This is a genomic window from Aeromonas dhakensis, from assembly GCF_000820305.1.
In the GTDB taxonomy this organism is placed as follows: domain Bacteria; phylum Pseudomonadota; class Gammaproteobacteria; order Enterobacterales; family Aeromonadaceae; genus Aeromonas; species Aeromonas dhakensis.
The window spans coordinates 191,908-217,219 of record NZ_CDBH01000022.1; the positions used below are offsets into that span (position 1 = coordinate 191,908).

General features: G+C 64.8%; 25 protein-coding genes. 23 read left to right on the forward strand and 2 right to left on the reverse strand.

From position 1 onward, the window contains the following. Nucleotides 1-4: 4 nt before the first annotated feature. The gene (locus tag BN1143_RS04065) at nucleotides 5-1,573 is read left to right on the forward strand and encodes an ATP-binding protein (RefSeq protein ID WP_042049750.1); all 1,569 of its coding nucleotides are present in this window, start codon (nucleotides 5-7) and stop codon (nucleotides 1,571-1,573) included. Between the two features lie 3 nt (nucleotides 1,574-1,576). Beyond that, entirely contained in the window at nucleotides 1,577-2,269 is a 693-nt protein-coding gene (locus BN1143_RS04070; protein WP_005303332.1) for a response regulator, read from the forward strand. 87 nt (nucleotides 2,270-2,356) lie between these two features. Here the strand turns inward: BN1143_RS04070 and BN1143_RS04075 are convergent, their stop codons facing one another. Further along, nucleotides 2,357-3,244 carry a DMT family transporter gene (locus tag BN1143_RS04075; RefSeq protein WP_042049751.1) on the reverse strand — a complete coding sequence of 296 codons (888 nt, stop codon included), beginning with the start codon at nucleotides 3,242-3,244 and terminating at the stop codon, nucleotides 2,357-2,359. Nucleotides 3,245-3,340: 96 nt separating this feature from the next. On the opposite strand from BN1143_RS04075, the gene BN1143_RS04080 reads away from it, so the two are divergent. Next, the gene (locus BN1143_RS04080) at nucleotides 3,341-4,147 is read left to right on the forward strand and encodes an AraC family transcriptional regulator (RefSeq protein WP_005298514.1); all 807 of its coding nucleotides are present in this window, start codon (nucleotides 3,341-3,343) and stop codon (nucleotides 4,145-4,147) included. Between the two features lie 62 nt (nucleotides 4,148-4,209). Here the strand turns inward: BN1143_RS04080 and exaC are convergent, their stop codons facing one another. After that, complete coding sequence (gene exaC, locus BN1143_RS04085) at nucleotides 4,210-5,727, reverse strand: acetaldehyde dehydrogenase ExaC (protein ID WP_042049752.1); 1,518 nt, start codon at nucleotides 5,725-5,727, stop codon at nucleotides 4,210-4,212. Nucleotides 5,728-5,962: 235 nt separating this feature from the next. Between exaC and BN1143_RS04090 the strand changes: the two genes are divergently transcribed. The 20 genes from BN1143_RS04090 to BN1143_RS04185 all read left to right on the forward strand — a co-directional run bounded on the left by BN1143_RS04090 (nucleotide 5,963) and on the right by BN1143_RS04185 (nucleotide 25,243). Continuing rightward, nucleotides 5,963-7,639 (forward strand): sigma-54-dependent Fis family transcriptional regulator, encoded by a 1,677-nt coding sequence (locus tag BN1143_RS04090; RefSeq protein WP_042049753.1) that lies wholly within the window; start codon nucleotides 5,963-5,965, stop codon nucleotides 7,637-7,639. Nucleotides 7,640-7,724: 85 nt separating this feature from the next. After that, on the forward strand, nucleotides 7,725-8,900 hold the full coding sequence (locus BN1143_RS04095; RefSeq protein WP_042049754.1) for an acyl-CoA dehydrogenase: 1,176 nt from the start codon (nucleotides 7,725-7,727) through the stop codon (nucleotides 8,898-8,900). Then, nucleotides 8,900-10,054, forward strand: coding sequence for a CaiB/BaiF CoA transferase family protein (locus tag BN1143_RS04100; protein WP_042049755.1), 1,155 nt, complete (start codon nucleotides 8,900-8,902; stop codon nucleotides 10,052-10,054). Before BN1143_RS04095 ends, BN1143_RS04100 begins: the two co-directional genes overlap by 1 nt. Nucleotides 10,055-10,202: 148 nt before the next feature. Next, on the forward strand, nucleotides 10,203-10,613 hold the full coding sequence (locus BN1143_RS04105; protein ID WP_026139211.1) for a VOC family protein: 411 nt from the start codon (nucleotides 10,203-10,205) through the stop codon (nucleotides 10,611-10,613). A gap of 102 nt (nucleotides 10,614-10,715) precedes the next feature. Beyond that, nucleotides 10,716-11,405 (forward strand): phosphate regulon transcriptional regulator PhoB, encoded by a 690-nt coding sequence (gene phoB / locus BN1143_RS04110; RefSeq protein ID WP_005298527.1) that lies wholly within the window; start codon nucleotides 10,716-10,718, stop codon nucleotides 11,403-11,405. 9 nt (nucleotides 11,406-11,414) lie between these two features. Next, nucleotides 11,415-12,710, forward strand: coding sequence for a phosphate regulon sensor histidine kinase PhoR (gene phoR / locus BN1143_RS04115; RefSeq protein WP_005298529.1), 1,296 nt, complete (start codon nucleotides 11,415-11,417; stop codon nucleotides 12,708-12,710). Between the two features lie 377 nt (nucleotides 12,711-13,087). After that, nucleotides 13,088-14,062, forward strand: coding sequence for a PstS family phosphate ABC transporter substrate-binding protein (locus BN1143_RS04120; RefSeq protein ID WP_005298532.1), 975 nt, complete (start codon nucleotides 13,088-13,090; stop codon nucleotides 14,060-14,062). Nucleotides 14,063-14,212: 150 nt separating this feature from the next. Beyond that, complete coding sequence (locus BN1143_RS04125; RefSeq protein ID WP_017785985.1) at nucleotides 14,213-15,019, forward strand: M48 family metallopeptidase; 807 nt, start codon at nucleotides 14,213-14,215, stop codon at nucleotides 15,017-15,019. Then, nucleotides 15,007-15,513 carry a GNAT family N-acetyltransferase gene (locus BN1143_RS04130; protein ID WP_017783481.1) on the forward strand — a complete coding sequence of 169 codons (507 nt, stop codon included), beginning with the start codon at nucleotides 15,007-15,009 and terminating at the stop codon, nucleotides 15,511-15,513. The genes BN1143_RS04125 and BN1143_RS04130 overlap by 13 nt, the downstream gene beginning before the upstream one ends. Before the next feature lie 109 nt (nucleotides 15,514-15,622). After that, nucleotides 15,623-16,525, forward strand: a complete 903-nt coding sequence (locus BN1143_RS04135; protein WP_010634724.1) for an ROK family protein — start codon at nucleotides 15,623-15,625, stop codon at nucleotides 16,523-16,525. 42 nt (nucleotides 16,526-16,567) lie between these two features. Then, entirely contained in the window at nucleotides 16,568-17,293 is a 726-nt protein-coding gene (locus BN1143_RS04140) for a copper homeostasis protein CutC (RefSeq protein WP_042049756.1), read from the forward strand. Between the two features lie 31 nt (nucleotides 17,294-17,324). Beyond that, complete coding sequence (locus BN1143_RS04145) at nucleotides 17,325-17,420, forward strand: hypothetical protein (RefSeq protein ID WP_029305957.1); 96 nt, start codon at nucleotides 17,325-17,327, stop codon at nucleotides 17,418-17,420. A gap of 199 nt (nucleotides 17,421-17,619) precedes the next feature. Beyond that, nucleotides 17,620-18,231, forward strand: coding sequence for a BamJ family beta-barrel-assembly machinery protein (locus BN1143_RS04150; RefSeq protein WP_005298548.1), 612 nt, complete (start codon nucleotides 17,620-17,622; stop codon nucleotides 18,229-18,231). 129 nt (nucleotides 18,232-18,360) lie between these two features. Then, nucleotides 18,361-19,242: an ABC transporter ATP-binding protein gene (locus tag BN1143_RS04155; protein ID WP_042049757.1), complete on the forward strand. Its 882-nt coding sequence runs from the start codon at nucleotides 18,361-18,363 to the stop codon at nucleotides 19,240-19,242. Nucleotides 19,243-19,315: 73 nt separating this feature from the next. Further along, nucleotides 19,316-20,329, forward strand: a complete 1,014-nt coding sequence (locus BN1143_RS04160; protein ID WP_042049758.1) for an ABC transporter permease — start codon at nucleotides 19,316-19,318, stop codon at nucleotides 20,327-20,329. Then, nucleotides 20,326-20,652 (forward strand): DUF2845 domain-containing protein, encoded by a 327-nt coding sequence (locus BN1143_RS04165; protein ID WP_010634719.1) that lies wholly within the window; start codon nucleotides 20,326-20,328, stop codon nucleotides 20,650-20,652. Before BN1143_RS04160 ends, BN1143_RS04165 begins: the two co-directional genes overlap by 4 nt. A 461-nt stretch (nucleotides 20,653-21,113) precedes the next feature. After that, entirely contained in the window at nucleotides 21,114-22,133 is a 1,020-nt protein-coding gene (locus BN1143_RS04170; protein ID WP_005298555.1) for an amino acid ABC transporter substrate-binding protein, read from the forward strand. A 61-nt stretch (nucleotides 22,134-22,194) separates the two neighbouring features. Continuing rightward, nucleotides 22,195-23,382, forward strand: coding sequence for an amino acid ABC transporter permease (locus BN1143_RS04175; protein ID WP_231570555.1), 1,188 nt, complete (start codon nucleotides 22,195-22,197; stop codon nucleotides 23,380-23,382). 9 nt (nucleotides 23,383-23,391) lie between these two features. Further along, complete coding sequence (locus tag BN1143_RS04180; RefSeq protein WP_042049760.1) at nucleotides 23,392-24,486, forward strand: amino acid ABC transporter permease; 1,095 nt, start codon at nucleotides 23,392-23,394, stop codon at nucleotides 24,484-24,486. Between the two features lie 13 nt (nucleotides 24,487-24,499). Then, nucleotides 24,500-25,243 (forward strand): amino acid ABC transporter ATP-binding protein, encoded by a 744-nt coding sequence (locus BN1143_RS04185; protein ID WP_005298561.1) that lies wholly within the window; start codon nucleotides 24,500-24,502, stop codon nucleotides 25,241-25,243. Nucleotides 25,244-25,312 lie beyond the last annotated feature (69 nt).

Sequence of the window (25,312 nt, forward strand, 5' to 3'; positions counted from 1 at the left end):
ATCGATGAAACTGCGTCACCAACTGGTCACCCTCTCCCTGGGCCTGTCACTGCTCCTGATCATCATTCTGGGCAGCCTGCTGGCGCTCTTTATCCGCCATTTGCTGGAGAGCAATCTGGAGGACAAGGGAGGGGATCTGGCGCGGGTGCTGGCGGGAGACAGCCGGGTGGTGCAGGCGCTGCAGTGGGGGAGCGATCCGGGCCTGCGCGACTATGTGCAGGGGATCTGCAGCCGCACCGATGCCGCCTACATGGTGGTGACCGACGAGCACGCCCGCCGGCTGAGCCACCCCTCTCCGGAGCTGGTGGGCGGCCTGTTTCGCGGCGAGGATATCTGGCCCTCCCTCAACGAGCGCAGCAGCTACTGCTCCAAGGACGTGGGTACCCTGGGGCCGGCCATCCGCTGCTTCGCCCCGGTGATCGGGCCTGACGGGCGCGCCATCGGTGCCGTGGTGGTGGGTTATCTGATGCAGACGGTGGAGAGCATCTACCTGGATCGGATCGCCCTGCTCATCAGCGCCATCGGCGCCGTGCTGGGCTGCGGCCTGCTGCTGGCGCTCTGGGTCCAGCATCGGCTGCGTCGCACCCTGCTGGATCTGGAGCCGGAGACCATCGTCAACCGCTTCGTGTTGCAGGAGCTGGTGCTGGAGCACATCTCGGAGGGGGTGATTGCCCTCGACAGCCAGGGCCATATCCGCATGCTCAACAGTGCCGCCTTTTACCAGCTGCGTCTGCCCGGCACCGGCCGCCACTCCCTGCTCGGCCAGCCGCTCTCGGAGCTGTCGCCGCCGCTCGCCCCCGCCCTGACCCAGGTCGAGACCGAGCTCGGTTTCACCGTGCACGGCGAGTCGTTCGTCGGGCGCTGGCAGGCGGTGGAGGGCAAGATCCCCGGTCGGCTGCTGATCTTCAGCCGCCCCGAGGTGACCGGCAGTCTCGGCATGCAGGTGACCCACCTGCGCCAGTATGCCGAGATGCTGCGGATGCAGACCCACGAGTTCGCCAACAAGCTCAGCAGCCTCTCCGGCCTGCTGCAGCTGGGCCATGTGGATCAGGCGGTGGAGCTCATCCAGCAGGAGAGCGAGGCGTGCCAGACCATGCTGCACGATCTGCTGCGGGCCATCGAGGACAAGCCGGTGGCCGGGCTCATCCTCGGCAAGTTCAGCCGGGCCCGCGAGCTAGGGGTGGAGCTGGTGTTGGATCCCGATTCGGCGCTGGGCGAGTACCCGGCGGCGGTGTCGGCGGATCTCATCACCCTCATCGGCAACCTGCTGGACAACGGCATTCGCGCCGCCTGGGCCCGGCGCAAGCAGTGCCCGCCGCGGGTGCTCATCTCCCTCAACGACTTCGGGCGTCGGCTGGTGATCGAGGTGGAGGACAGCGGCGAGGGGGTGGACGAGGCGCTGGCGGACCATCTGTTTGATTACGGCATCAGTCGCCAGACCGGCGATCACGGTGTCGGTCTGTTCCTAGTCAAGGAGACGGTGGCCAGGCGAGGGGGTGTGATAGAATGGCGCCGCACCGCCGAACAGACGACCCTGTTCGGTATCTACTTGAATAAAAACCAATTGGTGTGATCTATGGAGCCCATTTTCACGCTGGTGATCGAGGATGACGAACGGATAGGATCCATTCTGGCCGAGCTGGTCTCCTCCACCCCCGGATTTTCCCTGCTGGGTCGGGCCGAAAGCCTGACCCAGGCCGATCTCATGATGCGTGCGGCCCAGCCGCAACTGCTGCTGGTGGACATCTCGCTGCCCGACGGCTCCGGCCTAGAGTGGGTGAACCGGCTGCGCAGCCACAACCGCGAAGCCTACGTCATCATGGTGACCGCCTCCTGCGACGTGGAGACCATCCAGCAGGCCCTCAACCAGGGGGTGCAGGATTACATCATCAAGCCGCTGCGGCTGTTTCGCATCCAGCAGAGCCTGGACGAGATCCTCACCCTGCACCGGCGCATCTGCGAGCGCGGCTCCCTCGAGCAGAGCGATCTGGACCGGCTGATGGGCAAGGTGAGACCCCAGGGGCGTGACGTGCGCGACACCCCCAAGGGGATCGACGCCATCACCCTGCGCCAGGTGCTGGAGCTGCTGGCGGGTGAGCCGGACAGCGCCTTCTCCACCGATACGGTGGCGCTACGCTTGTCCCTGAGCCGTACCACGGCGCGCCGCTATCTGGAGTATCTGGAGTCGGAGGACAGGGTGGACGTGGATCTCAACTACGGCCAGCGCGGCCGGCCCGAGCGCCGCTACCACTGGCGGCGGGGCAGCTGAGCCGCCAGATCCATACCAGCAAAAAGGGAGCCGAAGCTCCCTTTTTCAGGTCTATACGTCGGCACGAAAACCGGTACGACGGGCCGCTCAGGCCTCTTCCAGCAGGACGCGGCGGGCTCTTGGTTTGAACTGGGAGAGCATGACCCCGCTCAGGATGAGGCCGCCCCCCAGCAGGTGATAGCCGTGGATGGGCTCCCCCAGGCTGATGACGGCGATGAGGGCCGTGCACAGGGGCATCAGGTTCATGAAGACCGAGGTGCGCTCCGCCCCCAGGCTGGCGAGGCCGCGCATCCAGCAGTAGGCGGCGAAGATGGAGGAGGCGAGCCCGGCGAACAGCACCATGCTCCAGCCCTGAGCGGGAATGGCCAGGGAGTCGGCGGAGAGGGCCAGCGGGATGAGCAGCAGCACCGCCAGCAGGATCTGCAGGTAGAGGTTGAGCCAGGGGCCGAACGGCAGTTGCCAGCGGCGGATCAAGAGGCCATAGAGGGCATAGCTGGCCGCCCCCAGCAGCATCATGCCATCGCCTGGGTTGATCCCGCTGTGCAGCAGCGTCTGAGGGTTGCCCTGACCGAGCAGCCAGAGCACCCCGAACAGGGAGAGGCTCATGCCGAGCAGCGCCTGCTTGCCCGGCTTCTGGCCAAAGCAGCAGGCTCCTATCAGCAGGGTGAGCAGCGGCAGCAGGGAGCCGATGACCCCCATGTTGGTGGCCGAGGTGCTGTGGGCGGCATAGTAGGCGAGGCACTGGTAGAGCACCATGCCAAGCAGGGAGAGCACCAGCAGCTTGCCGAGCCAGGGGCGGAGATCGCGCCGGCGGCGCCACAGCTGCGGCAGGCAGAAGGGGGTCAGCGCCAGGGCGGCGATCACCCAGCGGTAAAACGAGATGGCGGCAGGATCCAGCACGCCGGCGGCGGCCTTGGAGACCACGGTATTGGCGGCCCAGATCAGGATGGCGAGCAGGGGAAAGAGAAAGGGCATAGCGACTCCTTGGTATGATGGGGAGAGTCTAACCTTGTCTTGAACGATGTAAGTAGCGTAAATAAGACATGTCATAACCGCTTTGGGACAATCTGCATGGGTACCCTCACCCTGGCCGAGCAGGATCGCCTGCTGGCCGCCCCCAACCCCCTCTATTTTCGCTACAGCCAGATCCAGGGGGGCAACGCCTGCGCCGAACATGCCCACCCCTGGGGCCAGCTCAGCCTCATCAGTCTCGGGGTCATGGTGGTGGAGGTCGGGGGGCAGCGGCTGGTGGCGCCGCCGGACTACCTCATCTGGGTGCCGGCGGATCAGCCCCACACCGCCTTCAACGAGCAGACCCTGGACTACACCTCCATCTACGTGAGCCACGCGCTGGCGCCGCGCCTGCCACGGGAACCCCAGCTGCTGGCGCTTACCCCCTTGCTGCGGGCCCTGCTGGAGGATTTCACCCAGCGCCGGGTCGGCCACATGGAGGACGAGTGGGATGCCCGCCAGGGTGAACTCTTCATCGAGAAGCTGGCTCGCACCCGTTGCCAGCCAAGCTACCTGCCCCAGAGCCGGGATCGCCTGCTGGCCCCCCTGCTGGCGGCATTGCAGGCGGCGCCGGAGGACAACCGCACCCTGGCCCAGTGGGCCAAGGTGCTGCACACCACGGAGCGCACCCTGGCGCGGCGCTGCCAGAAGGAGCTTGGCATGAGCCTCGGCCAGTGGCGCACCCGGCTGCGGCTGGTGAAGGCGCTGGACTGGCTGCGCGGCGAGATGCCGGTGCAGGAGATCGCCTGGCGGCTCGGTTACACCTCCACCTCGGCTTTTATCGCCATGTTCCAGCGCGAACAGGGCTGTGCCCCCCAGCGCTATCGTCAACAGCTGGGGATCGGCGCCGGGCAGGCACAACTCTGACCGCGACCGCACCAGCAATGAAAAGGGCGCCCGCAGGCGCCCTTGTGGATCACGGGGTGGGCTTAGAAGAAGCCGAGCGGGTTGATGTCGTGGCTCACCAGCAGGTTCTTGGTGTTTTGGTAGTGGTCCAGCATCATCTTGTGGGTCTCGCGACCGATCCCTGACTTCTTGTAGCCACCGAAGGCCGCGTGGGCAGGGTAGGCGTGGTAGCAGTTGACCCAGACCCGGCCGGCCTGGATGCCGCGCCCCATGCGCCAGGCCAGGTTGCTGTCGCGGGTCCACAGGCCCGCCCCCAGCCCGTACTGGGTGTCGTTGGCAATGGCCAGCGCATCCGCCTCGTCCTTGAAGGTGGTGACCCCGAGCGCCGGCCCGAAGATCTCCTCCTGGAACACCCGCATCTTGTTCTGGCCGTGGAAGATGGTGGGTTGGATATAGAAGCCCCCCTCCAGTCCGCTCACCTTGGCCGGGCCGCCGCCGATCAGCATTTTTGCCCCTTCGCCGCGGCCGATCTCCATGTAGCTCAGGATCTTGTCGAACTGCTCGCGGGACGCCTGGGCGCCGACCTGGGTATTGGTGTCGAGGGGGTTGCCCTGCACTATGGTGCGGGCGCGGGCCAGTACCCGGTCCATGAAGTCGTCATAGATGCTCTCCTGCACCAGGGCGCGGGAGGGGCAGGTGCACACCTCGCCCTGGTTGAAGAAGGTCATCAGCATCCCTTCCACCGCCTTGTCGATGTAGCTGCTCTCGTGCTGCATCACGTCGGCGAAGTAGATGTTGGGGGACTTGCCGCCCAGCTCCACGGTGGAGGGAATGAGCTTGTCGGCGGCGCAGCGCAGGATATGGGCCCCCACCTCGGTGGAGCCGGTGAAGGCGAGCTTCTGGATCCGGTTGCTGGTGGCGAGCGCCTGGCCCGCCTCGGCGCCAAAGCCGTTGACCACGTTGACCACCCCGGGGGGCAGGATGTCCTTGATGAGATCCATCATCAGCATGATGGTGACCGGGGTCTGCTCGGCGGGCTTGAGCACGCTGCAGCAGCCGGCCGCCAGCACCGGGGCCAGCTTCCAGGCCGCCATCAGCAGCGGGAAGTTCCACGGGATGATCTGGCCGACCACCCCGATGGGCTCCTTGAAGTGGTAGCTGACGGTGTTCTGATCCAGCTCGGCGGCCGAACCCTCCTGGGCACGGATGCAGCCGGCGAAGTAGCGGAAGTGATCCACCACCAGCGGCAGGTCGGCGGCCAGGGTCTCGCGCACCGCCTTGCCGTTCTCCCAGGTTTCGGCGATGGCGAGCACCTCGATGTTCTGCTCGATGCGATCGGCGATGCGCAGTAGCAGGTTGCTGCGTTCGGTGACGCTGGTCTTGCTCCAGCTGGCGAACGCCTTGTGAGCGGCGTCCAGCGCCAGCTCGATGTCGGCGGCGTCGGAGCGGGCTACCTCGCAGAACACGCGGCCATCCACCGGCGAGATGTTTTCAAAGTAGCGGCCGGCGCGCGGCGCCACCCAGTCGCCACCGATGAAGTTGTCGTAACGGGACTTGAAGCTGACCAGGGCACCTGCCTGACCGGGAGCGGTATAAATCATCTCATCATCCTTATGTGTGTGGTCCTGACCGGGCTGGTGAGCAGCCCGGTTGCTGCTGTGTATCGCAAGGGACGTGCCAGAGGGTCTGACCAGCGCTCTAAAAGTTACAAAAACGTTATCAAACGGGGTGCGGCAGCGTATCTTGGTTAACCAATGACCGCGGCGGTGGCGATACAACTGTGCCGTTTCTGGACAGTGGTCGCGACAGTCGTGCCGTTTGTGAACAGGAGGTGTGATGAGCGAGTTCCCTCAATCTGGTGCCAGCCCAATCCAGCGCTCCTGGCAGCGCTGCCTGCACCAGGGGTTGAGCCGTCAGCAGCGCGCCGAGCTGGACTTGCTGCCCCAGGGAGAGCTGTCGGCCCGCCAGGAGCAGCACAGGGTGCTGATCGCCAGCTTCCGGCGCTTCGTGCTACCGCTGTTTGACCAGCTGCTGGCGGGGCGCCCCTGTCGGTTGCTGCTGTGCGATGGCGAGGGGGCCATCCTGGCCGCCAGCGGTGACGACGGCTTCGCCCGCCACGCCGAGCGGGTCTTTTTGCGCAGCGGTGCCCGCTGGGGGGAGGCGAGTAAGGGCACCAATGCCATCGGCACCGCGCTGGCCGAGCAGAGCGAGGTACAGGTGCTCGGCAATCAGCACTTCTTCGCCCAGCACAGCTTTCTCAGCTGCAGCGCCTGCCCGCTGCTCGGGCCGGACGGGCAAGTGATCGGGGTGCTCGACATCTCCACCGATGCGGCCCACCACGGCGGCGACATGCTGGGCACGGTGCGGCTGCTGGCCATGACCCTGGAAAATGCGCTGCTGGCGTGCCAGCCGGGCTGGCTGGTGGATCTCGAGCCCCAGAGTCTCTGGTCTGCCCGTCTGCTGCTGGGGGAGGAGGGCGAACTGCTGGGGGCCAACCGGGCCGGCCGGCTCTGGCTCGGCCAGCACCCTTTCGACGGCAAGCAACTGCTGCGGGATCGGCGCGGCTTGCGGTTGATGCCGGAGGCCAGCTCAGGTGTGGCCCAGTCCGGCCTGCCGGCCGCTGCCGGCGGCTCGCACGCCCGGCAGGTGCCGCTCAAGATGCTGGAGCGCGGCATCTCCCTGCTTATCGAGGGGGAGACCGGCAGCGGCAAGGAGCATCTGGTGCGCGACCTCCATCGCCAGTCGAGCCGCCACGAGAAGCCCCTGGTGTGCGTCAACTGCGGCGCCCTGCCGGCGGAGCTGGTGGAAGCCGAGCTGTTTGGCTATGTCGGCGGGGCCTTCAGCGGTGCTCGCAGCCAGGGCAGCCAGGGGTATCTGCGCGCCGCCCACGGCGGCATCCTGATGCTGGACGAGATCGGCGAGCTGCCGCTCTCGGCCCAGACCCGACTGCTGCGGGTATTGCAGGAGCGCGTCGTCACCCCGGTTGGCAGCCACAAGCCCGAAGCGGTGGATTTCTGGCTGGTCAGCGCCAGCCACCGGGATCTGGCGGCCATGGTGGCGGCCGGTACCTTTCGCGAGGATCTCTACTACCGCATCTGCGGCTGGCGCCAGCAACTGGCACCGCTGCGCGACTGGCCGGCCTGCGAGCGGCAGGCGCTGGTCCAGCGCCTGCTGGCCGAGATGGATCCTGCCCTGTGCCTGAGCGATGAGGCCGAGCGCCACTTGCTGGCCCATCCGCTGCCCGGCAACGTGCGCCAGCTCAAGCAGGCGCTGGAAGTGGCCTGCGTGCTGGCGGAAGGGCAGGGCTGGATTGAGCCTGCCCACCTGCATCTGCCGACCGTGGTTGTGGCGCCTGTCGTCACCACTGCGCTGACGGGCAGCACATTGCGCCAGCAGAACCGGCAACGGGTGCAGCAGACCCTGACAGAGTGCGATGGCAACGTGAGCGAGGCGGCGCGCCGGCTCGGCATCAGCCGCACCACCCTCTATCGGGCGTTGCGGGAGGCCGGCTGAGGCGTTTGTGACCTAAGTTTTTCGTGGTTAAGATAGGTCCACAAGAGACCCTTTGATGATTCTTTTGCATGGCATGGAGTGCCTTATGACGCGTACCCGATTTGATTGGCAAGACCCCTTCTTTCTCGATGGCCAGCTTGGCGAAGAGGAGCGGCTCATCCGCGACGCCGCCCGCGACTACTGCCAGGCGCGGCTGATGCCGCGGGTGCTGGAGGCCAACCGCCGCGAGCAGTTTGACCGCACCATCATGAACGAGCTGGGGGAGCTGGGGCTGCTCGGCGCCACCTTGCCGGAGCAGTACGGCTGCGCCGGGGTCAATCACGTGGCCTACGGCCTCATCGCCCGGGAGGTGGAGCGGGTCGACAGCGGCTACCGCTCGGCCATGAGCGTGCAATCCTCGCTGGTGATGCACCCGATCCACGCCTATGGCGACGAAGCCCAGCGTCAGCGCTGGCTGCCGGGGCTGGCCCGGGGCGAGCTGGTGGGCTGCTTCGGCCTCACCGAGCCGGATGCGGGCTCGGATCCGGGTTCCATGAAGAGCCGGGCCGAGCGGGTCGAGGGCGGCTATCTGCTGACCGGCAACAAGATGTGGATCACCAATTCCCCCATCGCCGATCTGTTCGTGGTGTGGGCCAAGCTCGATGGCGAGATTACCGGCTTCGTGCTGGAGAAGGGGATGACCGGGCTCTCTGCCCCCAAGATCGAGGGCAAGTTCTCCCTGCGCGCCTCCATCACCGGCGAGATCGTGATGGAGCGGGTCTTCGTGCCGGAGGCCAACCGGCTGGCCGGGGTGAGCGGCCTCAAGGGGCCGTTCGGCTGCCTCAACAAGGCGCGCTACGGCATCGCCTGGGGGGCGCTCGGCGCCGCCGAGTTCTGCTGGCACGCCGCCCGCCAGTACGGGCTGGATCGCCAGCAATTCGGCCGCCCGCTGGCCGCCACCCAGCTGTTCCAGCTCAAGCTGGCCAACATGCAGACCGAAATTGCCCTCGGCTTGCAGGGTTGCCTGCAGGCCGGGCGCCTGATGGACGAGGGGCGCTGCCCGGTGGAGCTGGTGTCGCTCATCAAGCGCAACAGTTGTGGCAAGGCGCTGGAGATCGCCCGCGTCGCTCGCGACATGCACGGCGGCAACGGCATCAGCGACGAGTTTCACGTCATTCGCCACGTGATGAACCTGGAGGCGGTCAATACCTACGAGGGGACTCACGACATCCACGCCCTGATCCTCGGGCGGGCCCAGACCGGCCTGCAGGCGTTTGAGTGATGGGGCCCCTTGCCGGTGTGCGCGTGCTGGATCTCAGCCGTGTGCTGGCCGGCCCCTGGGCCAGCCAGCTGCTTGCCGATCTCGGCGCCGATGTGGTCAAGGTGGAGGCCCCCGGGCGCGGTGACGACACCCGCCACTGGGGCCCGCCCGAGCTGGTGGCGGGGGAGGCGGCCTACTTTCACGCTGCCAACCGGGGCAAACGCTCCATCGCCCTGGATCTAACGCGCGACAGAGACACCTTGCTGGCCCTGGTGGACTGTGCCGACGTGGTGATCGAGAACTTCAAGGTGGGGGGACTGGCGCGCTTTGGCCTCGATTATCCGAGCCTCAAGGCCCGCCGCCCAGAGCTCATCTACTGCTCCATCACCGGCTTTGGCCAGGACGGGCCCTGGGCCCAGCGACCCGGTTACGATCTGCTGATCCAGGGGTTGGGCGGATTGATGAGCATCACCGGCCAGCCCGACGGGGTGCCCGGTGGCGGGCCGGTCAAGGTAGGGGTGGCGCTCGTCGACATCCTCACCGGTCTCTACGCCACCATCGGCATCCAGGCGGCCCTGTGCCATCGGGAGCGAACCGGGGAGGGGCAGCAGATCGATCTCGCCCTGCTCGACGTGTCGGTGGCGGTGCTGGCCAACCAGGCGATGAACTATCTCGCCACCGGGCAGGCGCCCAGGCGCCTTGGCAACGGCCACCCCAATATCGTCCCCTACGACGTCTATCCCACCCTGGATGGCCACCTCATCCTGGCGGTGGGCAACGACGGCCAGTTTGCCGCCCTGGCGGCCCTGCTGGGGGAACCCGGGTGGGCGCAGGACCCCGACTTTGCCACCAACGCCGCCCGGGTGCGCCAGCGTCACCGGCTCAACGCCCTGATTGCCGAGCGGCTGCTGGCGCGCAGCAGCGCCGAGTGGAGTGCCATGCTGGAGGTGGCCGGGGTGCCGGGCGGCCCCATCCTCACCCTGGATGCCCTGTTTGCCCTCGAGCAGGGGGCGGTGCGGGGCTGGGTGCAGCAGGTGCAGCGCGGCGAACAATCCTTGCCCACCCTGGCCAACCCGCTGCATCTGTCGGCCACTCCGGTGTGCTATGGGCGCGCCTCGCCGGCGCTGGATGGCGACCGGGATAGCGTGCTGCGCGACTGGCTCGGGCAGGAGTGAACCGGTTGCTTTAAGCGGGGAGATCGCGCCTGCCCGGCGCCATGCTCCCCTCTTCCATCCTCTGCCATCTCATCTGCCCCGGTGCTGGAGCCCGGGGCCGTCCCCCGTTATGATGCGCCCCGTCCATTCATCTGTTGAGGTACCTCCCATGGCACAACACATTGGCGCCCTAGCCCTGCTGGTGGCCGATTACGACCAGGCCATCACCTTCTTTACCCAGGGACTGGGGTTCGAGCTGCTGGAAGACACCCCCCTCGACGAGCCGGGCAAACCGGGCAAGCGCTGGGTGCGGGTTGCCCCCAAAGGAGCCCCCGGTTCCGCCCTGTTGCTGGCGCGGGCTGCCACCCCGGAGCAGCGGGCCGCCATCGGCCAGCAGGGGGGCGGCCGGGTCTTCCTGTTCCTCGAGACTGACGACTTCTGGGGCGACTACCGGCGCATGCAGGCATATGGTGTCCATTTTTGTGAACAGCCGCGTACCGAGCCTTACGGCACCGTGGTGGTATTCGAGGACATCAGTGGCAATCGCTGGGATCTGCTGCAACTCACTGCTGCCAACTGAATCTGAAAACGTTTATCATCCCGCCTGTCATAAAGTCATAAAAGTGTCACAGAAAGTTCTAATAATTGGCGCACCCATCTTCACAGAGGAGAGAGAAGGGATATGGCTAAGCGAATTCTGGTGGTCGAGGACGAAGCACCGATCCGCGAAATGCTCTGCTTCGTGCTCGAGCAGAAGGGATATGAAACAGTAGAAGCTGAAGATTTTGCCGACGGATTGGCGAAGGTGCGCGAACCCTACCCCGAACTCATCGTGCTGGACTGGATGATGCCAGGCGGCAGCGGCATCCAGTTTATCAAGCAGCTCAAGCAGGATGAGGTGACCCGCCAGATCCCGGTGGTGATGCTGACCGCCCGCGGCGAGGAAGAGGACAAGGTGCGCGGGCTGGAGGCAGGGGCCGATGACTACATCACCAAGCCGTTCTCCCCCAAGGAGCTGACCGCCCGCCTGCATGCGGTGATGCGCCGCGTCTCTCCCACCTCGGTGGACGAGGTGATCGAGGTGCAGGGGCTCAAGCTGGACCCTGTCTCCCACCGGGTCAGCGCCGAGGAGAAGGCCCTCGACATGGGGCCGACCGAATTCAAGCTGCTGCACTTCTTCATGACCCACCCGGAGCGGGTCTACAGCCGCGAGCAGCTGCTCAACAACGTCTGGGGTACCAATGTGTACGTCGAGGACAGAACCGTGGATGTGCATATCCGTCGCCTGCGCAAGGCCATTGAAGAGACGGGGCATGATCGCTTGATCCAGACGGTGCGCGGCGCGGGCTATCGCTTCTCAACCCGTCTCTAAGAGGCACTTATGTTGCAACCATACGCCTGGCGGCGCCAGTTGTGGCGAATGGCATTCTTCTATGCGCCCTTCGTCTTGGTCGGCTGGCTGACGGAGAGTCTGGCCCTGTGTCTGTTGCTGGCTACCGTCATGCACCTGGGCTGGCACTACCGTTTCCAGAAGCGGCTGTCGGACTGGCTGTGGCACGATCGCAGCCTGGTGCCTCCCAACGGCAGCGGCAGCTGGGAGTACATCTTCAACGGCATCTACAAGCTGCAGCAGCGCCACCGGGCCCGCCGCCGCGAGCTGGCGGGTCTGATCCGCCGCTTTCGGGAAGGGGCCGAGGCACTGCCCGATGCGGCCGTGGTATTTCGCACCGACGGCAGCATCCTCTGGTGTAACCGGCTGGCGGAGCAACTGCTCGGTTTTCGCTGGCCGGAGGATGCCGGTCAGCACATCGGCAACCTGATTCGCAATCCCGCCTTCGGCGCCTACCTTGGCAAGGGAGAGTATGACGAACCGTTCGAGATGACCTCGCCCATCAATGAGGAGAAGTTTCTCGAGTTTCGCATCATGCCCTACGCCGAGGATCAGGCCATGCTGGTGGTGCGGGACGTGACCCGGCTGCGCAGCCTGGAGAAGACCCGCAAGCATTTCGTCTCCAACGTCTCCCACGAGCTGCGCACCCCGCTCACCGTGCTCAAGGGCTATCTGGAGATGACCGAGGAGCCGCCGCCGCCCGCCATGTGGGCCAAGGCGCACAGGGTGATGATGGAGCAGACCATCCGCATGGACAACCTGGTCAATCAGCTGCTCACCCTGTCGCGCATCGAGGCGGCGCCCACCGTGGATCTCTCCCATCTGGTGGACATGCCCGCCATGCTGGGGCTGCTGGAGCAGGAGGCGCGGGCGCTCTCCGGCGAGCGGGCCCACCAGATCGAGTTCATGGTGCAGCCCAATCTGCTGGTGCGCGGCGATCAGGATCAGCTGCGCAGCGCCGTCTCCAACCTGGTCTACAACGCCATCCACTACACCCCGGCGGGGCGCAAGATCACGGTGGAGTGGCGCAAACAGGGGACGATGGCGCTGTTTGCGGTGCAGGACGAGGGGGAGGGGATCCCGCCCGAGCACCTGGCGCGGCTCACCGAGCGGTTCTACCGGGTCGACAAGGCGCGCTCGCGGCACACTGGCGGCTCCGGGCTCGGCCTTGCCATCGTCAAGCATGCCCTGAGTCACCACGACTGCCAGCTCGACATCGAGAGTCGGGTCGGCCTTGGCAGCCGTTTCAGCTTCCTCATCCCCGCTCGCATGGTGGTGTTGAAATAAGCTTTTCAAGCAATGGGTTAGCGATGAAAAGAGGGCAGCGATGGCGGCCCTTTTTTCATTTGGTCAAAAGCCTCGCCATGTCATTAAAGTGTCACATTAAATCCATAAATTTGTCACTGCCAGGTCAGATACTGGCGCCGTCTTGAGAACGGACCTGTGCCAGTGCGGCGCAGGGAGAGAATGAAACGAGACCGGTCGATCGCCCCACTCGGGATGCCACCACGTTTCGGCCTCAGATTGATGACTGCCTTCCACCGCCCCGGAGTCGGGCCAAAGAGGGCAGGGAATGACATTCAGCGCCCCGGTCGGATGACCGGCACTGAGCCAAGTTAACCCGTGTTTTGATGGACTGCGTTCTGCAACCTTGGAGAGATTGGATGAAACTCAACAAACTGGCTGGTGTAATCGGATTCACCGCAGCAACCCTGTTTTCCGTCAGCGCCCTGGCTGCCGGTGTGGATAAAAATCTGCCGGATTACACTCCGACCAGCGGCATCTCGGGCAACCTGTCCTCTGTCGGCTCGGATACCCTGGCCAACATGATGACCCTGTGGGCCGAAGAATTTAAGCGCATGTACCCCAACGTCAACGTGCAGATCCAGGCCGCCGGTTCTTCTACCGCGCCGACCGCGCTGACCGAAGGCGTCGCCCAGTTTGGCCCTATGAGCCGCGCCATGAAGTCCGGCGAGGAAGAGGCGTTCGAGAAGCGCTACGGCTACAAGCCGACCGCCATCCGCGTCGCGGTCGATGCCCTGGCGGTGTTCGTCAACAAGGACAACCCCATCAAGGGCCTGTCCATGCAGCAACTGGATGCCATCTTCTCCAGCACCCTCAAGTGCGGTGAAGCCAAGGCGGCCACCAAGTGGGCCGACCTGGGTCTGGACGGCTCCTGGTCCGGCAAGGATCTGCAACTGTTCGGTCGCAACTCCGTCTCCGGCACCTATGGCTACTTCAAAGAACACGCCCTGTGCAACGGCGACTTCAAGAGCGGCGTGAACGAGCAGCCGGGCTCTGCCTCCGTGGTGCAGTCGGTCTCCTCCTCCCTGAACGGCATCGGCTACTCCGGCATCGGTTACGTCACCTCCGGCGTGCGCGCAGTACCGCTCTCCAAGGATGGCAAGACCTTCATCGAAGCGACCTCCGACAACGCCATCACCGGCAAGTATCCGCTGTCGCGCTTCCTGTACGTCTACGTGAACAAGCACCCGAACAAGCCGCTCTCCCCGATGGAGCAAGAGTTCCTGAAGATGGTGCTCTCCAAGGCGGGCCAGAACATCGTCGCCAAAGATGGCTACGTACCGGTACCGGCCAAGGTGGTCGAAGCCGACCTGAAGAAACTGGGCATCATGTAAGCCGGTTTCCTCTGCCAGACGGGCCCCGCGGGGCCCGTTTTCTTTTTGGGGCCGGCTGTGACCGCTTTCGCCGGACCGGGTGATTTGTCGACTTGCACCGGACGCCCGCATTTCCGAAAATAGGGCATCTTTATGGTGAAGGACACCTCCATGACATCTCCCCTGTTCAAGCTTGGCCTGGCGGCACTCTGTACGACCCTGCTCGCCAGCTGTGCCCAGTCTCCCACCGGTCGCAGCCAGATGCTGCTCTTCTCGCCCCAGCAGATGAGCAAGCTGGGGGCTGACTCCTTTGAGCAGATGAAAAAGCAGGAGAAGGTGAGCAAGGATGCCAGAGTGAACGCCTATGTCTCCTGCGTCGCCAAGGCGGTGACCGCCCAGGTGCCCGCCAGCTACGGCATCACCAACTGGGAAGTGGTGGTGTTTGACTCCAAGCAGGTGAACGCCTTCGCCCTACCCGGTGGCAAGATCGGGGTCTACAGCGGCCTGCTCAAGGTGGCCAAGAATCAGGATCAGCTCGCCACCGTCATCGGCCACGAGTTGACCCACGTGCTGGCCCAACACTCCAACGAGCGGCTCTCCCGCAGTCAGCTGACCGGCCTTGGGCTGGCGGCGGCCGACATCGCCATGGGCAGCAGCGAATACCGCGGTGCCACCATGGCAGCGCTGGGGCTCGGGGTCGAGGTCGGCGTCATGCTGCCCTATGGTCGCGAGCAGGAGAGCGAGGCGGACCGGCTGGGGCTGGATCTGATGGCCCGCGCCGGTTTCAACCCCGCCGAAGCGATCCCGCTCTGGCAAAACATGAGCGCGGCCGCGGGCGGCAATGCGCCGCCCCAGCTGCTCTCCACCCACCCCAGCAACGAGAGCCGGATCGCCGAGCTGCAGGCCCAGCAGGCTGAGGCCGTGCCGCTCTATCAGCAGGCCCGCGCCTCCGGACTGGTGCCCCAATGCAAGGCATAAGCCTGCGCATGGCGCGGCCCGATGACGCCGCCGCCATGACGGTGATGCAGCGGGCCAGCTGGCTCGCCGCATATGGCGGCGTGCTCGGTACCGACATGCTGGCCCAGCTGGCGGTCACCGAGCACCTGCAGATCTGGCAGCGCCGACTGGCGGAGACGGGCCCAAGGCCCATGCTGCTGTGCCAGGACGAGGTGGTCATCGGCCTGCTCTACTGGCAGCCGGAGCTGGCGGGGGAGTACCCCACCGCCTGGATCCGCGCTTTTTACCTGCATCCCGACCACTGGCGCCAGGGCCACGGCAAGCGGCTGTGGCAGGCGGTGGCGATGCAGATGCGGCGCGCCGGCTGTGAAGGCGTCAGATTGTGGCTGCTCGATGGCAACCACATAGGTGAGGGGTTTTATCTGCGCCGCGGCTTCGTCTTCGATGGCCAGGAGCGCACCCTGATGAGCCTCGGCCAGCCCTGCCTGCAGCGACAAATGTTTCGTTTGCTTTGATCTCTCTCCCGTTTTTCGCCCTCGGTCACTTTATTTTTTTTGCGAATTAATACAATGTCCCCCTCTGGACAGGCTGAGGTGAGGCGGCTCACCGACAAGGGAGTGTGGCATGTATTACGGCTTTGATATTGGTGGCACCAAGATAGCGTTCGCCGTCTATGACGGCGCCTTGAATCTCTGCCACGAGGAGCGCATGAGCACTCCCGGCAATGACTATCAGGGGCTGCAGCAGCTCATTCGCGAGCGGGTCGAACAGGCGGATGCCCGTTTCGGCGCGCGCGGTGCGGTGGGCATCGGCTTTCCCGGCATTCTCAACCGGCACGACCACAGCATAGTGGCGGCCAATCTGCCCTCCATCAATGGTCGCCACCTGGGCGCCGATCTGGCCGAACTGCTGGGCAGACCGGTCAAGGTGGACAACGATGCCAACTGCTTCCTCTGGTCCGAGGTACATCAGGGGGCGGCGGCGGGGGCCGACAGCGCCCTCGGCGTCACCATAGGTACCGGCATCGGCGGCGCCGTCTATCTGGCGGGCAAGCTGATCCAGGGCCGCAACTGGCTGGCGGGGGAGATAGGCCACTACCCGCTGCCGGCCACCATGCTGATGAAGTACCCCGACCTGCCTCGTCCCCGTTGCGGCTGCGGTCGCCTGGTCTGTTTTGAAACCTATGCCTCCGGCACCGGGCTGGAGCGGCTCTACCATCACTTTCACGGCCAGCGTGCCAGCGGCCACCAGATAGTGGGGCGCTTCGAGGCGCACGAGCCCCATGCAGTGGCCACGGTCGACTGCTGGCTCGAAATCATGGCTGCCGGGCTGGCTACCGCCATCTCGGTGGTCGACCCCGATGTGGTGGTGCTGGGGGGCGGTCTGAGCGGCCTGCCCGCGCTCTACGAACAGCTGCCGCTGCGCCTGCCTGGCCATCTGCTGCCCGGGGTCGCCCTGCCCGAGATCCGCGAGGCCCGCTTCGGCGGCGCCGGTGGGGTGCGCGGGGCCGCCTTGCTCAATTTATGAGATCAGATCCGGGGTCTGATCTCCCCAATAAAGGAGTCCATCATGACCTCTCTTGAAATCTGTATCGACAACCTGGAATCCCTGTTCACCGCTCAGGAGGCTGGCGCGAATCGCATCGAGCTCTGCTCTGCGCTGGGGCTGGGCGGTCTGACCCCCTCCTATGGCTTCATGCAGCTGGCGGCGCGCCATGCCACTATTCCCGTCTACGCCATGATCCGGCCCCGGGCCGGCGACTTCTGCTTTGGCGAGGGGGAGTTCGAGATGATGCTGCAGGATATCTCGGCGGCCCGTGCCGCCGGCCTGCAGGGGGTGGTGGTCGGTCTGCTGGACGAGGAGGGTCGGGTGCCTGCCGCCAGACTCGGCCAGCTGGTGGAGGCGGCGGGGCCCCTTGGTGTCACCTTCCACCGCGCCATCGACCTCTCCTCTGATTGGCGCCTCGACTTGGAGACCATAGTTGCCGCCGGCTGCGAGCGAATTCTGAGCTCGGGCCATGCGCCGACTGCGCTGGCGGGGCTCGAGACCCTGCAGGCGATGCAGCAGGCGCTGGCGGGGCGCGCCAGTCTGATGCCCGGTGCCGGGGTCAATGCCGACAACGTGCGTACCATCATCGAGTTTACCGGGGTAAACGAGGTGCACATGTCCGGCATGGGCTGGCGCGGCGGCATGGTGCCTCATGGAGTGAACATGGGCACCTCGGACGACGGTCGGGTCAATATCACCGACGGCGCCAAGGTAGCGGCGGTACGGGCCCTGCTGGACAGGGCCTGATACGAGCCGCACGGCGGCATGATGTCTCTTCATGGGCGTCAACATGGGCACCTCGGACGACGGCCGGGTCAATATCACCGACGGCGCCAAGGTCGCGGCGGTGCGGGCCCTGCTGGACAGGGCCTGATACGGCTTGAATGTGAGCAGGGGTGATGGTGCTCTGTTTTGCTCCCTTCTCCCCTGGCGGGAGAAGGGGCGGGGATGAGGGGGGCTGATGTGAGGCACCTCCCACCTGGGGGCAAAACTGGGGACGGGCGGCAGCACCCGGCGCAAAAGTCTGATATTATCCCGTCTCTTTTACCCTCAGGACCCGGAGCAACTTCTCAATGTCCCAATACGACTCTATCGAACAGAAGGCCAGCTATGGCATCGGCCGCAACATGGGTGATCAACTGGCGCAGCAAGCCTTCGCCGGTCTGGATATCCCGGCCCTGCAGCAAGGTCTGGCAGATGCCCTGAATGGTCTGGAGTTCGCGGTCAGCCGTGACGATATCAACGATGCCTTCCAGGTCATCACTGCCCGCATGCAGGAAGAGCAGGAAGCCGTTGCCAAGGCTGCCGCCGCCGAAGGCGAAGCCTTCCTGGCCGACAACGCCAAGCGCGCCGAAGTGAAGACCACCGAGTCCGGTCTGCAGTACGAAGTGCTGGTGGAAGGCAACGGTGCCGTACCCGTAGCCGGTCAGTCCGTGCGCGTGCACTACCATGGTACCTTCACCCACGGTGGCGTGTTCGACAGCTCCGTCGCCCGCGGCCAGCCGGCCGAATTCCCGGTAACTGGCGTGATCGCCGGCTGGGTAGAAGCGCTGCAACTGATGCCGGTTGGCTCCAAGTGGAAGCTCTACATTCCGCAGGATCTGGCCTACGGCGCACGCGGTGCCGGTTCCATCCCGCCGTACTCCGCCCTGGTATTCGAAGTGGAGCTGCTGGACATCCTGTGATCCGGCTGGCTTGATTGATACAGACGGCGACCCTCGGGTCGCCGTCTGTTTTTTTGCGCCGCGCGCGGCGGGGCATGGGCAGCGCCTGTGCTTTTGGATATAGTCATGGCTCCTGCTGGGAGAGCGCCCATGGCTGCCATCATCGAAGTCGTCGATCTCGTCAAGCACTTCCCCGGCGTCAAGGCGGTGGACGGGCTCAGCTTTGCCATTCCCGCCGGCAGCTGTTTCGGCCTGCTCGGCCCGAACGGGGCCGGCAAGACCACCACCATAGAGCTGCTGGAGGGGATCCTCACCCCGGACAGCGGCCAGATCCTGTTTCACGGTGCCCCCCGCGGCCCCGACTACCGCTCCCGCATCGGCATCCAGTTCCAGCACACGGCGCTGCAGGATTTCCTGACGGTGCGCGATACCCTGCGGCTGTTCGCCAGCCTCTACCCGGCCCCCTTGCCCCAGGCTAAGCTCATCGAGCTGTGTGCGCTGGGAGAATTTATCGATCGGGACAGTCGCAAGCTCTCCGGCGGTCAGCGGCAACGGCTGCTGCTGGCGCTGGCGCTGCTTGGCGACCCCGAGCTGCTGTTTCTGGACGAGCCCACCACGGGTCTCGATCCCCAGGCCCGCCACCACTTCTGGCAGCGCATCGAGGCGATCAAGGCGCAGGGCAAGACGGTGGTGCTCACCACCCACTACATGGACGAGGCCCAGCAGCTGTGCGATCAGATTGCCATCGTCGATCACGGCCATCTGCTCAGCCTGGATACCCCGGTCGCCCTGCTGGCCCAACACTTTAACGGTGTGCTGGTGCGCCTGGCGGCTCACCCGGCCCTCGCCAGTCTCGGTTATCCCCTGCGCCCGCTGGGCGAGCAGGTGGAGCTGAGCTGCCCCGACGTGGCGGACTTGCTGCCACGGTTGCTGAGTCTGGGCGTGCCGCTGACCGGCATGCAGGTGCGCTCCCCCAATCTGGAGGATCTCTTCCTCCATCTGACCGGCCATAGCCTGCGGAGCGGCGCATGAACGCGGCCCCGTGGCATCCCGCAGCGGCGCCTGCCGGCATGCCGTCCCAGCCTGCCAGCCCAAGGAGCACCAGATGACGGGATCCCTCAAGCGCATCGGGGCGCTCTTCTATGCCCGCAACCTGGAGTTCGTGCGGGATCGGGCCGCGCTGATCTGGAACCTGGCCTTTCCGCTGCTGCTGGTGCTGGGGTTCACCCTCATCTTCTCCGGCCCGCCCAAGCCGCTGGTGCAGATGGGGGTGGTGGGGGAGCTGCCCGCAGCCTATGCCCCGCTGCGCGCCGTGCCGCTGCTCAAGATCATCCCCTATGACGAAGAGGAGAAGGGCCGGCTCAAGGTGCGCCACCACCAGCTGGATCTGCTGCTCTCGCCCGGCACGGACCGTTACTGGATCAACCCGGACGCCCCCCAGGGCGCCATGGTCGAGTACCTGCTGCGCCAGGCCGTGCCGGTGCAGCTGGTGCGGGAGACCCTGAGCGGGCGCGCCATTCGCTATGGCGACTGGCTGCTGCCCGGGGTGATCGGCATGAACCTGATGTTCTCCGGCCTGTTCGGGGTGGGCTTCGTCATCGTCCGTTACCGCAAGAACGGGGTGCTCAAGCGGCTTGGGGCCACTCCGCTCTCGGCTGCCGAGTTTCTCTGCGCCCAGCTGCTGTCGCGCATCCTGATCACCCTGGTGGTGAGCCTGCTGGTGTTTCTGGTGGCCTACTTTCTGCTCGGGGTGCCGCTGCTCGGCTCGGGCTGGCTGCTGCTGTTGATCGCCCTGCTGGGCGGGGCGGCCATGGCGTCTCTCGGCCTGCTGGTGGCGGCCCGCATCCAGAACGAGGAGCTGGCGAGCGGGCTGCTCAACGTCATCAGCATGCCGATGATGTTCCTCTCCGGCGTCTGGTTCTCGCTGGAAGGGGCTCCCGCCTGGCTGCAGCAGTTGGCGGCCTGGCTGCCGCTCAGCCAGATCATCGCGGCGGCCCGCGCCGTCATGTTGGAAGGGGCAGGCTGGGCCGAGGTGGCGGCGCCACTGGGCTGGGTCCTGTTGTTTACGCTCTGCTGCATCACCCTGGGCAGCGCCCTGTTCAAATGGAGTCACAGATGAAGCTATTGATGAAGTCACTGCCGCTGGTTGGCGGAACCCTGCTGGCCCTGCTGCTGAGTCTGCCGGCCAGTGCCGGCGCCATGCGCTGCAAAAATGCTCTGATCACCGAAGGGGACAGCACCGCCGAGATGCTGATCAAGTGCGGCGAGCCCATGCTGCGCGAGGAGCTGACCCGCAACGAGGAGAACCAGTTCGGCAACCTGGTGCAGGTGAAGTATGGGGAGCGCTGGACCTACAACTTCGGCAAGAACGAGTTCATGCGTTTCGTCACCGTGCGCAACGGGGTGGTCACCGACATCGAGAACGGCCCGCGCGGCAATTGATCCTGCCGACCGGATGGTGCGCGCCGAGTACGGTGGTGTGGCTCCGGTCTCTTTCCGGCGTTTACGCCCCCGTATCCACCTTTCATCCCTCTCTTACGGTTGCCCGGTATTGGTTCATTCCCCCCAATAACGGGCCCTGTTGTTAGCAAAATGCGCCCGATAAATGCGTTGTCAGCGCGTTTTTCTGCCCCAATCCGGTGCGTCCGATTTTTTGCGAAAAATAATCCTCACATTATCGGGGGCTTGGAACCGTAGGCCATTTTGCGAATAAGGGTCTATTTTTAATTCTAAGAGTGCATATCGGCCCGTTGACCTATTTTGTGCTGCTGCACCAAGGTTGGGCCGGCTTGCACCGATTGACAGGTTTTTGAGCCGCTCGATAAGCTGTGAAAAAGCAGAGAAACGAAGGCATCTTGCCAGGTTCTGGTGCCTATTTGAATCAAACCACAGGGAAGCGTGAGATGAAGCAGATACACAAGGCAGGTATGGTGATGGTGCTGTCGCTGGTGGCAGCCAATGCATGGGCAGACGGCACCCTGGATGCCGTCAAGAAGAAGGGATTCGTGCAGTGCGGGGTGGGTGATGGCCTGCCGGGTTTCTCCAACCCGGATGCCAAGGGCACCTGGACCGGTCTGGACGTGGATGTGTGCCGCGCCGTGGCTGCAGCCGTGCTGGGGGATGCCGGCAAGGTGAAGTATGTCTCCCTCACCGCCAAGGAGCGATTCACCGCCCTGCAATCCGGCGAGGTGGATCTGCTGTCGCGCAATACCACCTGGACCCTGACCCGGGACGGGTCGCTGGGTCTGACCTTTGCCGGGGTGAACTACTACGATGGCCAAGGCTTTCTGATCAAGCAGTCCCTCGGGGTGAAGAGCGCCAAGGAGCTCGACGGTGCCGCCGTCTGCATCCAGTCTGGCACCACCACAGAGCTCAACCTGGCGGACTATTTCCGCGCCAATGGCGGCATGAAATATACCCCTGTGGTGTTCGATACCTCGGATCAGACCGTCAAGGGGTTCGAGGCGGGCCGCTGCGACGTGCTGACCTCGGATCAGTCCCAGCTCTATGCCCTCAAGATCAAGCTCAGCAAGCCGGCGGAGGCCATGGTGCTGCCTGAGGTGATCTCCAAGGAGCCGCTGGGGCCTGCCGTGCGCCAGGGTGACGATCAGTGGTTCAAGGTGGTGCGCTGGAGCCTCAACGCCATGCTCAACGCCGAGGAGGCCGGGGTCACCAGTGCCAACGTGGACGAGATGCTCAAGTCCACCAACCCGGATATCCGCCGTCTGCTGGGGCTGGAAGAGCCCAAGGGGTCGGTGCTCGGGCTGGATGACAAGTGGGCCTACAACATCGTCAAGCAGGTCGGCAACTATGGCGAATCCTTCGACCGCAACGTCGGTGCCGGCTCCCCCCTCAAGATCGAGCGTGGCATCAATGCGCTCTGGAACAAGGGTGGCCTGATGTACGCGCCGCCCATCCGCTGAGTCGACAACCATCGGGGGGCCGAGGCCCCCCATTTCCCCTGGCTTTGTCGGAGTCATCCTCATGGCGTTACACGCATCAAACCATAGGAAGGAACAGGGCCGCTGGTGGTATGACGCCAAGGTGCGGGCATTGATCTTCCAGTGCCTGGCTATCGCGGTCGTGGTCGGCTTCCTGTTCTACATCATCCACAATGCCCTGACCAATCTGGCCACCCGTGGCATCACCACCGGCTTCGATTTTCTGGGCAATACGGCGGGCTTTGGCATTCTGCAGAGCCTGATCCCCTATGACGAGACCTATACTTTCGGCCGTACCTTTCTGGTGGGGCTGCTCAATACCCTGCTGGTCTCCGTGCTCGGCATCCTGTTTGCCACCCTGCTCGGTTTCATGCTCGGGGTGGCGCGCCTGTCGCGCAACTGGCTGGTAGCCAAGATAGCGACCGTCTACATAGAGACGTTTCGCAACATCCCGCTGCTGCTGCAGATCTTCTTCTGGTACTTCTCGGTGCTGCGCACCCTGCCATCTCCGCGCCAGAGCGTGGATCTGGGGGGGCTCGCCTTCCTCAACGTACGGGGCTTCTATCTGCCCAAGCCCCTGTTCGAAGAGGGATTCGGCTACGTGCTCTGGGCACTGGTGCTGGCGGTGGTGCTGAGCTGGGGGCTGAGCCGCTGGGCCCGGCGCCGTCAGGCCCTGACCGGCAGGATATTCCCGTTCTGGCGCAGCGTGGCTGCCCTGGTCATTCTGCTCCCGGCCGCCGCCTTCCTGCTGGCGGGCAGCCCGCTCAGCTGGAGCGTGCCAGCCCTGCAGGGGTTCAACTTCCGGGGCGGTCTGACGGTCTTGCCCGAGCTCGCGGCCCTCTTGCTGGCGCTCACCATCTACACGGCGGCCTTCATCGCGGAGATAGTGCGCTCCGGCATCATGGCCATCAGCAAGGGGCAGACGGAGGCGGCCTCCGCCCTCGGGCTCTCACCCGCCAAGACGCTGCGGCTGGTGATCATTCCCCAGGCGATGCGGGTCATCATCCCTCCCTTGACCAGCCAGTATCTGAACCTCACCAAGAACTCCTCGCTGGCTACGGCCATCGGCTATCCGGATCTGGTGTCAGTGTTCATGGGGACGACTCTCAACCAGACCGGGCAGGCCATCGAGGTCATCGCCATGACCATGGGGGTCTATCTCGTCATCAGTATCACCACCTCGCTGCTGATGAACATCTACAACCGCAGAATGACGCTGGTTGAGCGCTAGGGAGCAGTCATGTTTGTGAACGAATTGCAGGAGGTTCTGCCGCCTCCCAGCCATCGCCGGGGCCTGGTCGCCTGGCTCAGGCAGAATCTGTTTCCCAACTGGTGGAACGGCCTGCTGACCCTGGTGCTGGCTTATCTGCTGCTGCCGCTGATCTGGTTTGCCCTGGACTGGGCGCTGTTCTCCGCCACCTGGCAGGGGAGCAGCCGCGAGGCCTGCGGCCAGGGCGGCGCCTGCTGGATCTTCATCGAGAGCCGGCTGGGGCAGTACCTCTATGGCTTCTACCCGGCCGATCAGTACTGGCGCATCAACCTTACCTTCGCCGGCCTGGCGGTGTTGCTGGCCCTGCTCATCTGGCCCAAGACCCCGCGCAAGGGGTTGCTGGCGCTGTTCACCCTGCTGGTATTCCCTGTCATCGCCTTCTTCCTCATCCATGGCGGGGCTGGGCTGGAGGTGGTGGAGACGAACCGCTGGGGTGGGCTGATGCTGACCCTGGTGCTGGCGGTGGTGGGCATAGTGGTTGCGCTGCCGTTCGGCATCCTGCTGGCGCTGGGGCGTCGCTCCCACATGCCGGTCATCGCCAGCCTCTGCACCGTCTACATCGAGTTCTGGCGGGCGGTGCCGCTCATCACAGTGCTCTTCATGGCGTCCGTCATGCTGCCGCTGTTCATGAGTACCGAAGTGGAGCTCGACAAGCTGCTGCGGGCGCTCATCGGCATCATCCTGTTCCAGGCGGCCTATGTGGCCGAGGTGGTGAGAGGCGGGCTGCAGGCGATCCCCAAGGGGCAATACGAGGCGGGGGAGGCCCTGGGGCTCTCCTACTGGAAGGTGATGGGGCTCATCATCATGCCGCAGGCCCTCAAGATCACCATCCCCTCGCTGGTGAACACCTTTATCTCCCTGTTCAAGGACACCAGCCTGGTGCTGATCATCGGGCTGTTCGATCTGCTGGCCATCTCCAAGGTGGCGCTGGCGGATCCGGCCTGGCTGGGTTATTCCACCGAGGCGTATGTCTTTATCGCCATGATCTTCTGGATGTTCTGTTTTGGCATGTCCCGCTACTCCATCTATCTGGAGCGCAAACTCAACACGGGCCACAAGCATTAGGAGTAGTTTCGAGATGAAAACGGACGCTGTTGTCGAACTGAAAGCAGTCAACAAGTGGTACGGTGAGTTTCACGTGCTGCGCAACATCAACCTGCAGGTGGGCAGAGGGGAGAAGATCGTCATCTGCGGGCCATCTGGCTCAGGCAAGTCCACCATGATCCGCTGCATCAACCGGCTGGAAGAGCACCAGAGCGGGGACATCCTGGTCAAGGGCACGGCCCTGACCTCGGATCTCAAGAACATCGAGGCGGTGCGCCGGGAGGTGGGCATGGTGTTCCAGCACTTCAACCTCTTCCCCCACCTGACCGTGTTGGAGAACTGCTGCCTGGCCCCCATCTGGGTCAAGCAGCTGCCGCGCAGGGAGGCCGAAGAGATCGCCATGAACTTCCTGCGTCGGGTGCGGATCCCGGAGCAGGCCCTGAAGTATCCGGGTCAGCTCTCCGGCGGCCAGCAGCAACGGGTCGCCATCGCCCGCAGTCTGTGCATGAACCCCCAGGTGATGCTGTTTGACGAACCCACCTCGGCGCTGGATCCCGAGATGGTGCGCGAGGTGCTGGACGTCATGGTGGAGCTGGCCCACGAGGGGATGACCATGCTCTGCGTCACCCACGAGATGGGGTTTGCCAAGCAGGTGGCGGACCGGGTGATCTTCATGGACCGGGGGCAGATCATCGAGGAGAACGTGCCGGATCAATTTTTCGACAACCCCCAGTCGGATCGGACCAAGCTGTTCCTCTCCCAGATCCTGCAGCATTGAGCCGCATGGGGGGATGTCGTCCATAAAAAAGCCCGCACTCTGGTGAGCGGCGGGCAAGTAGTAAAAGCA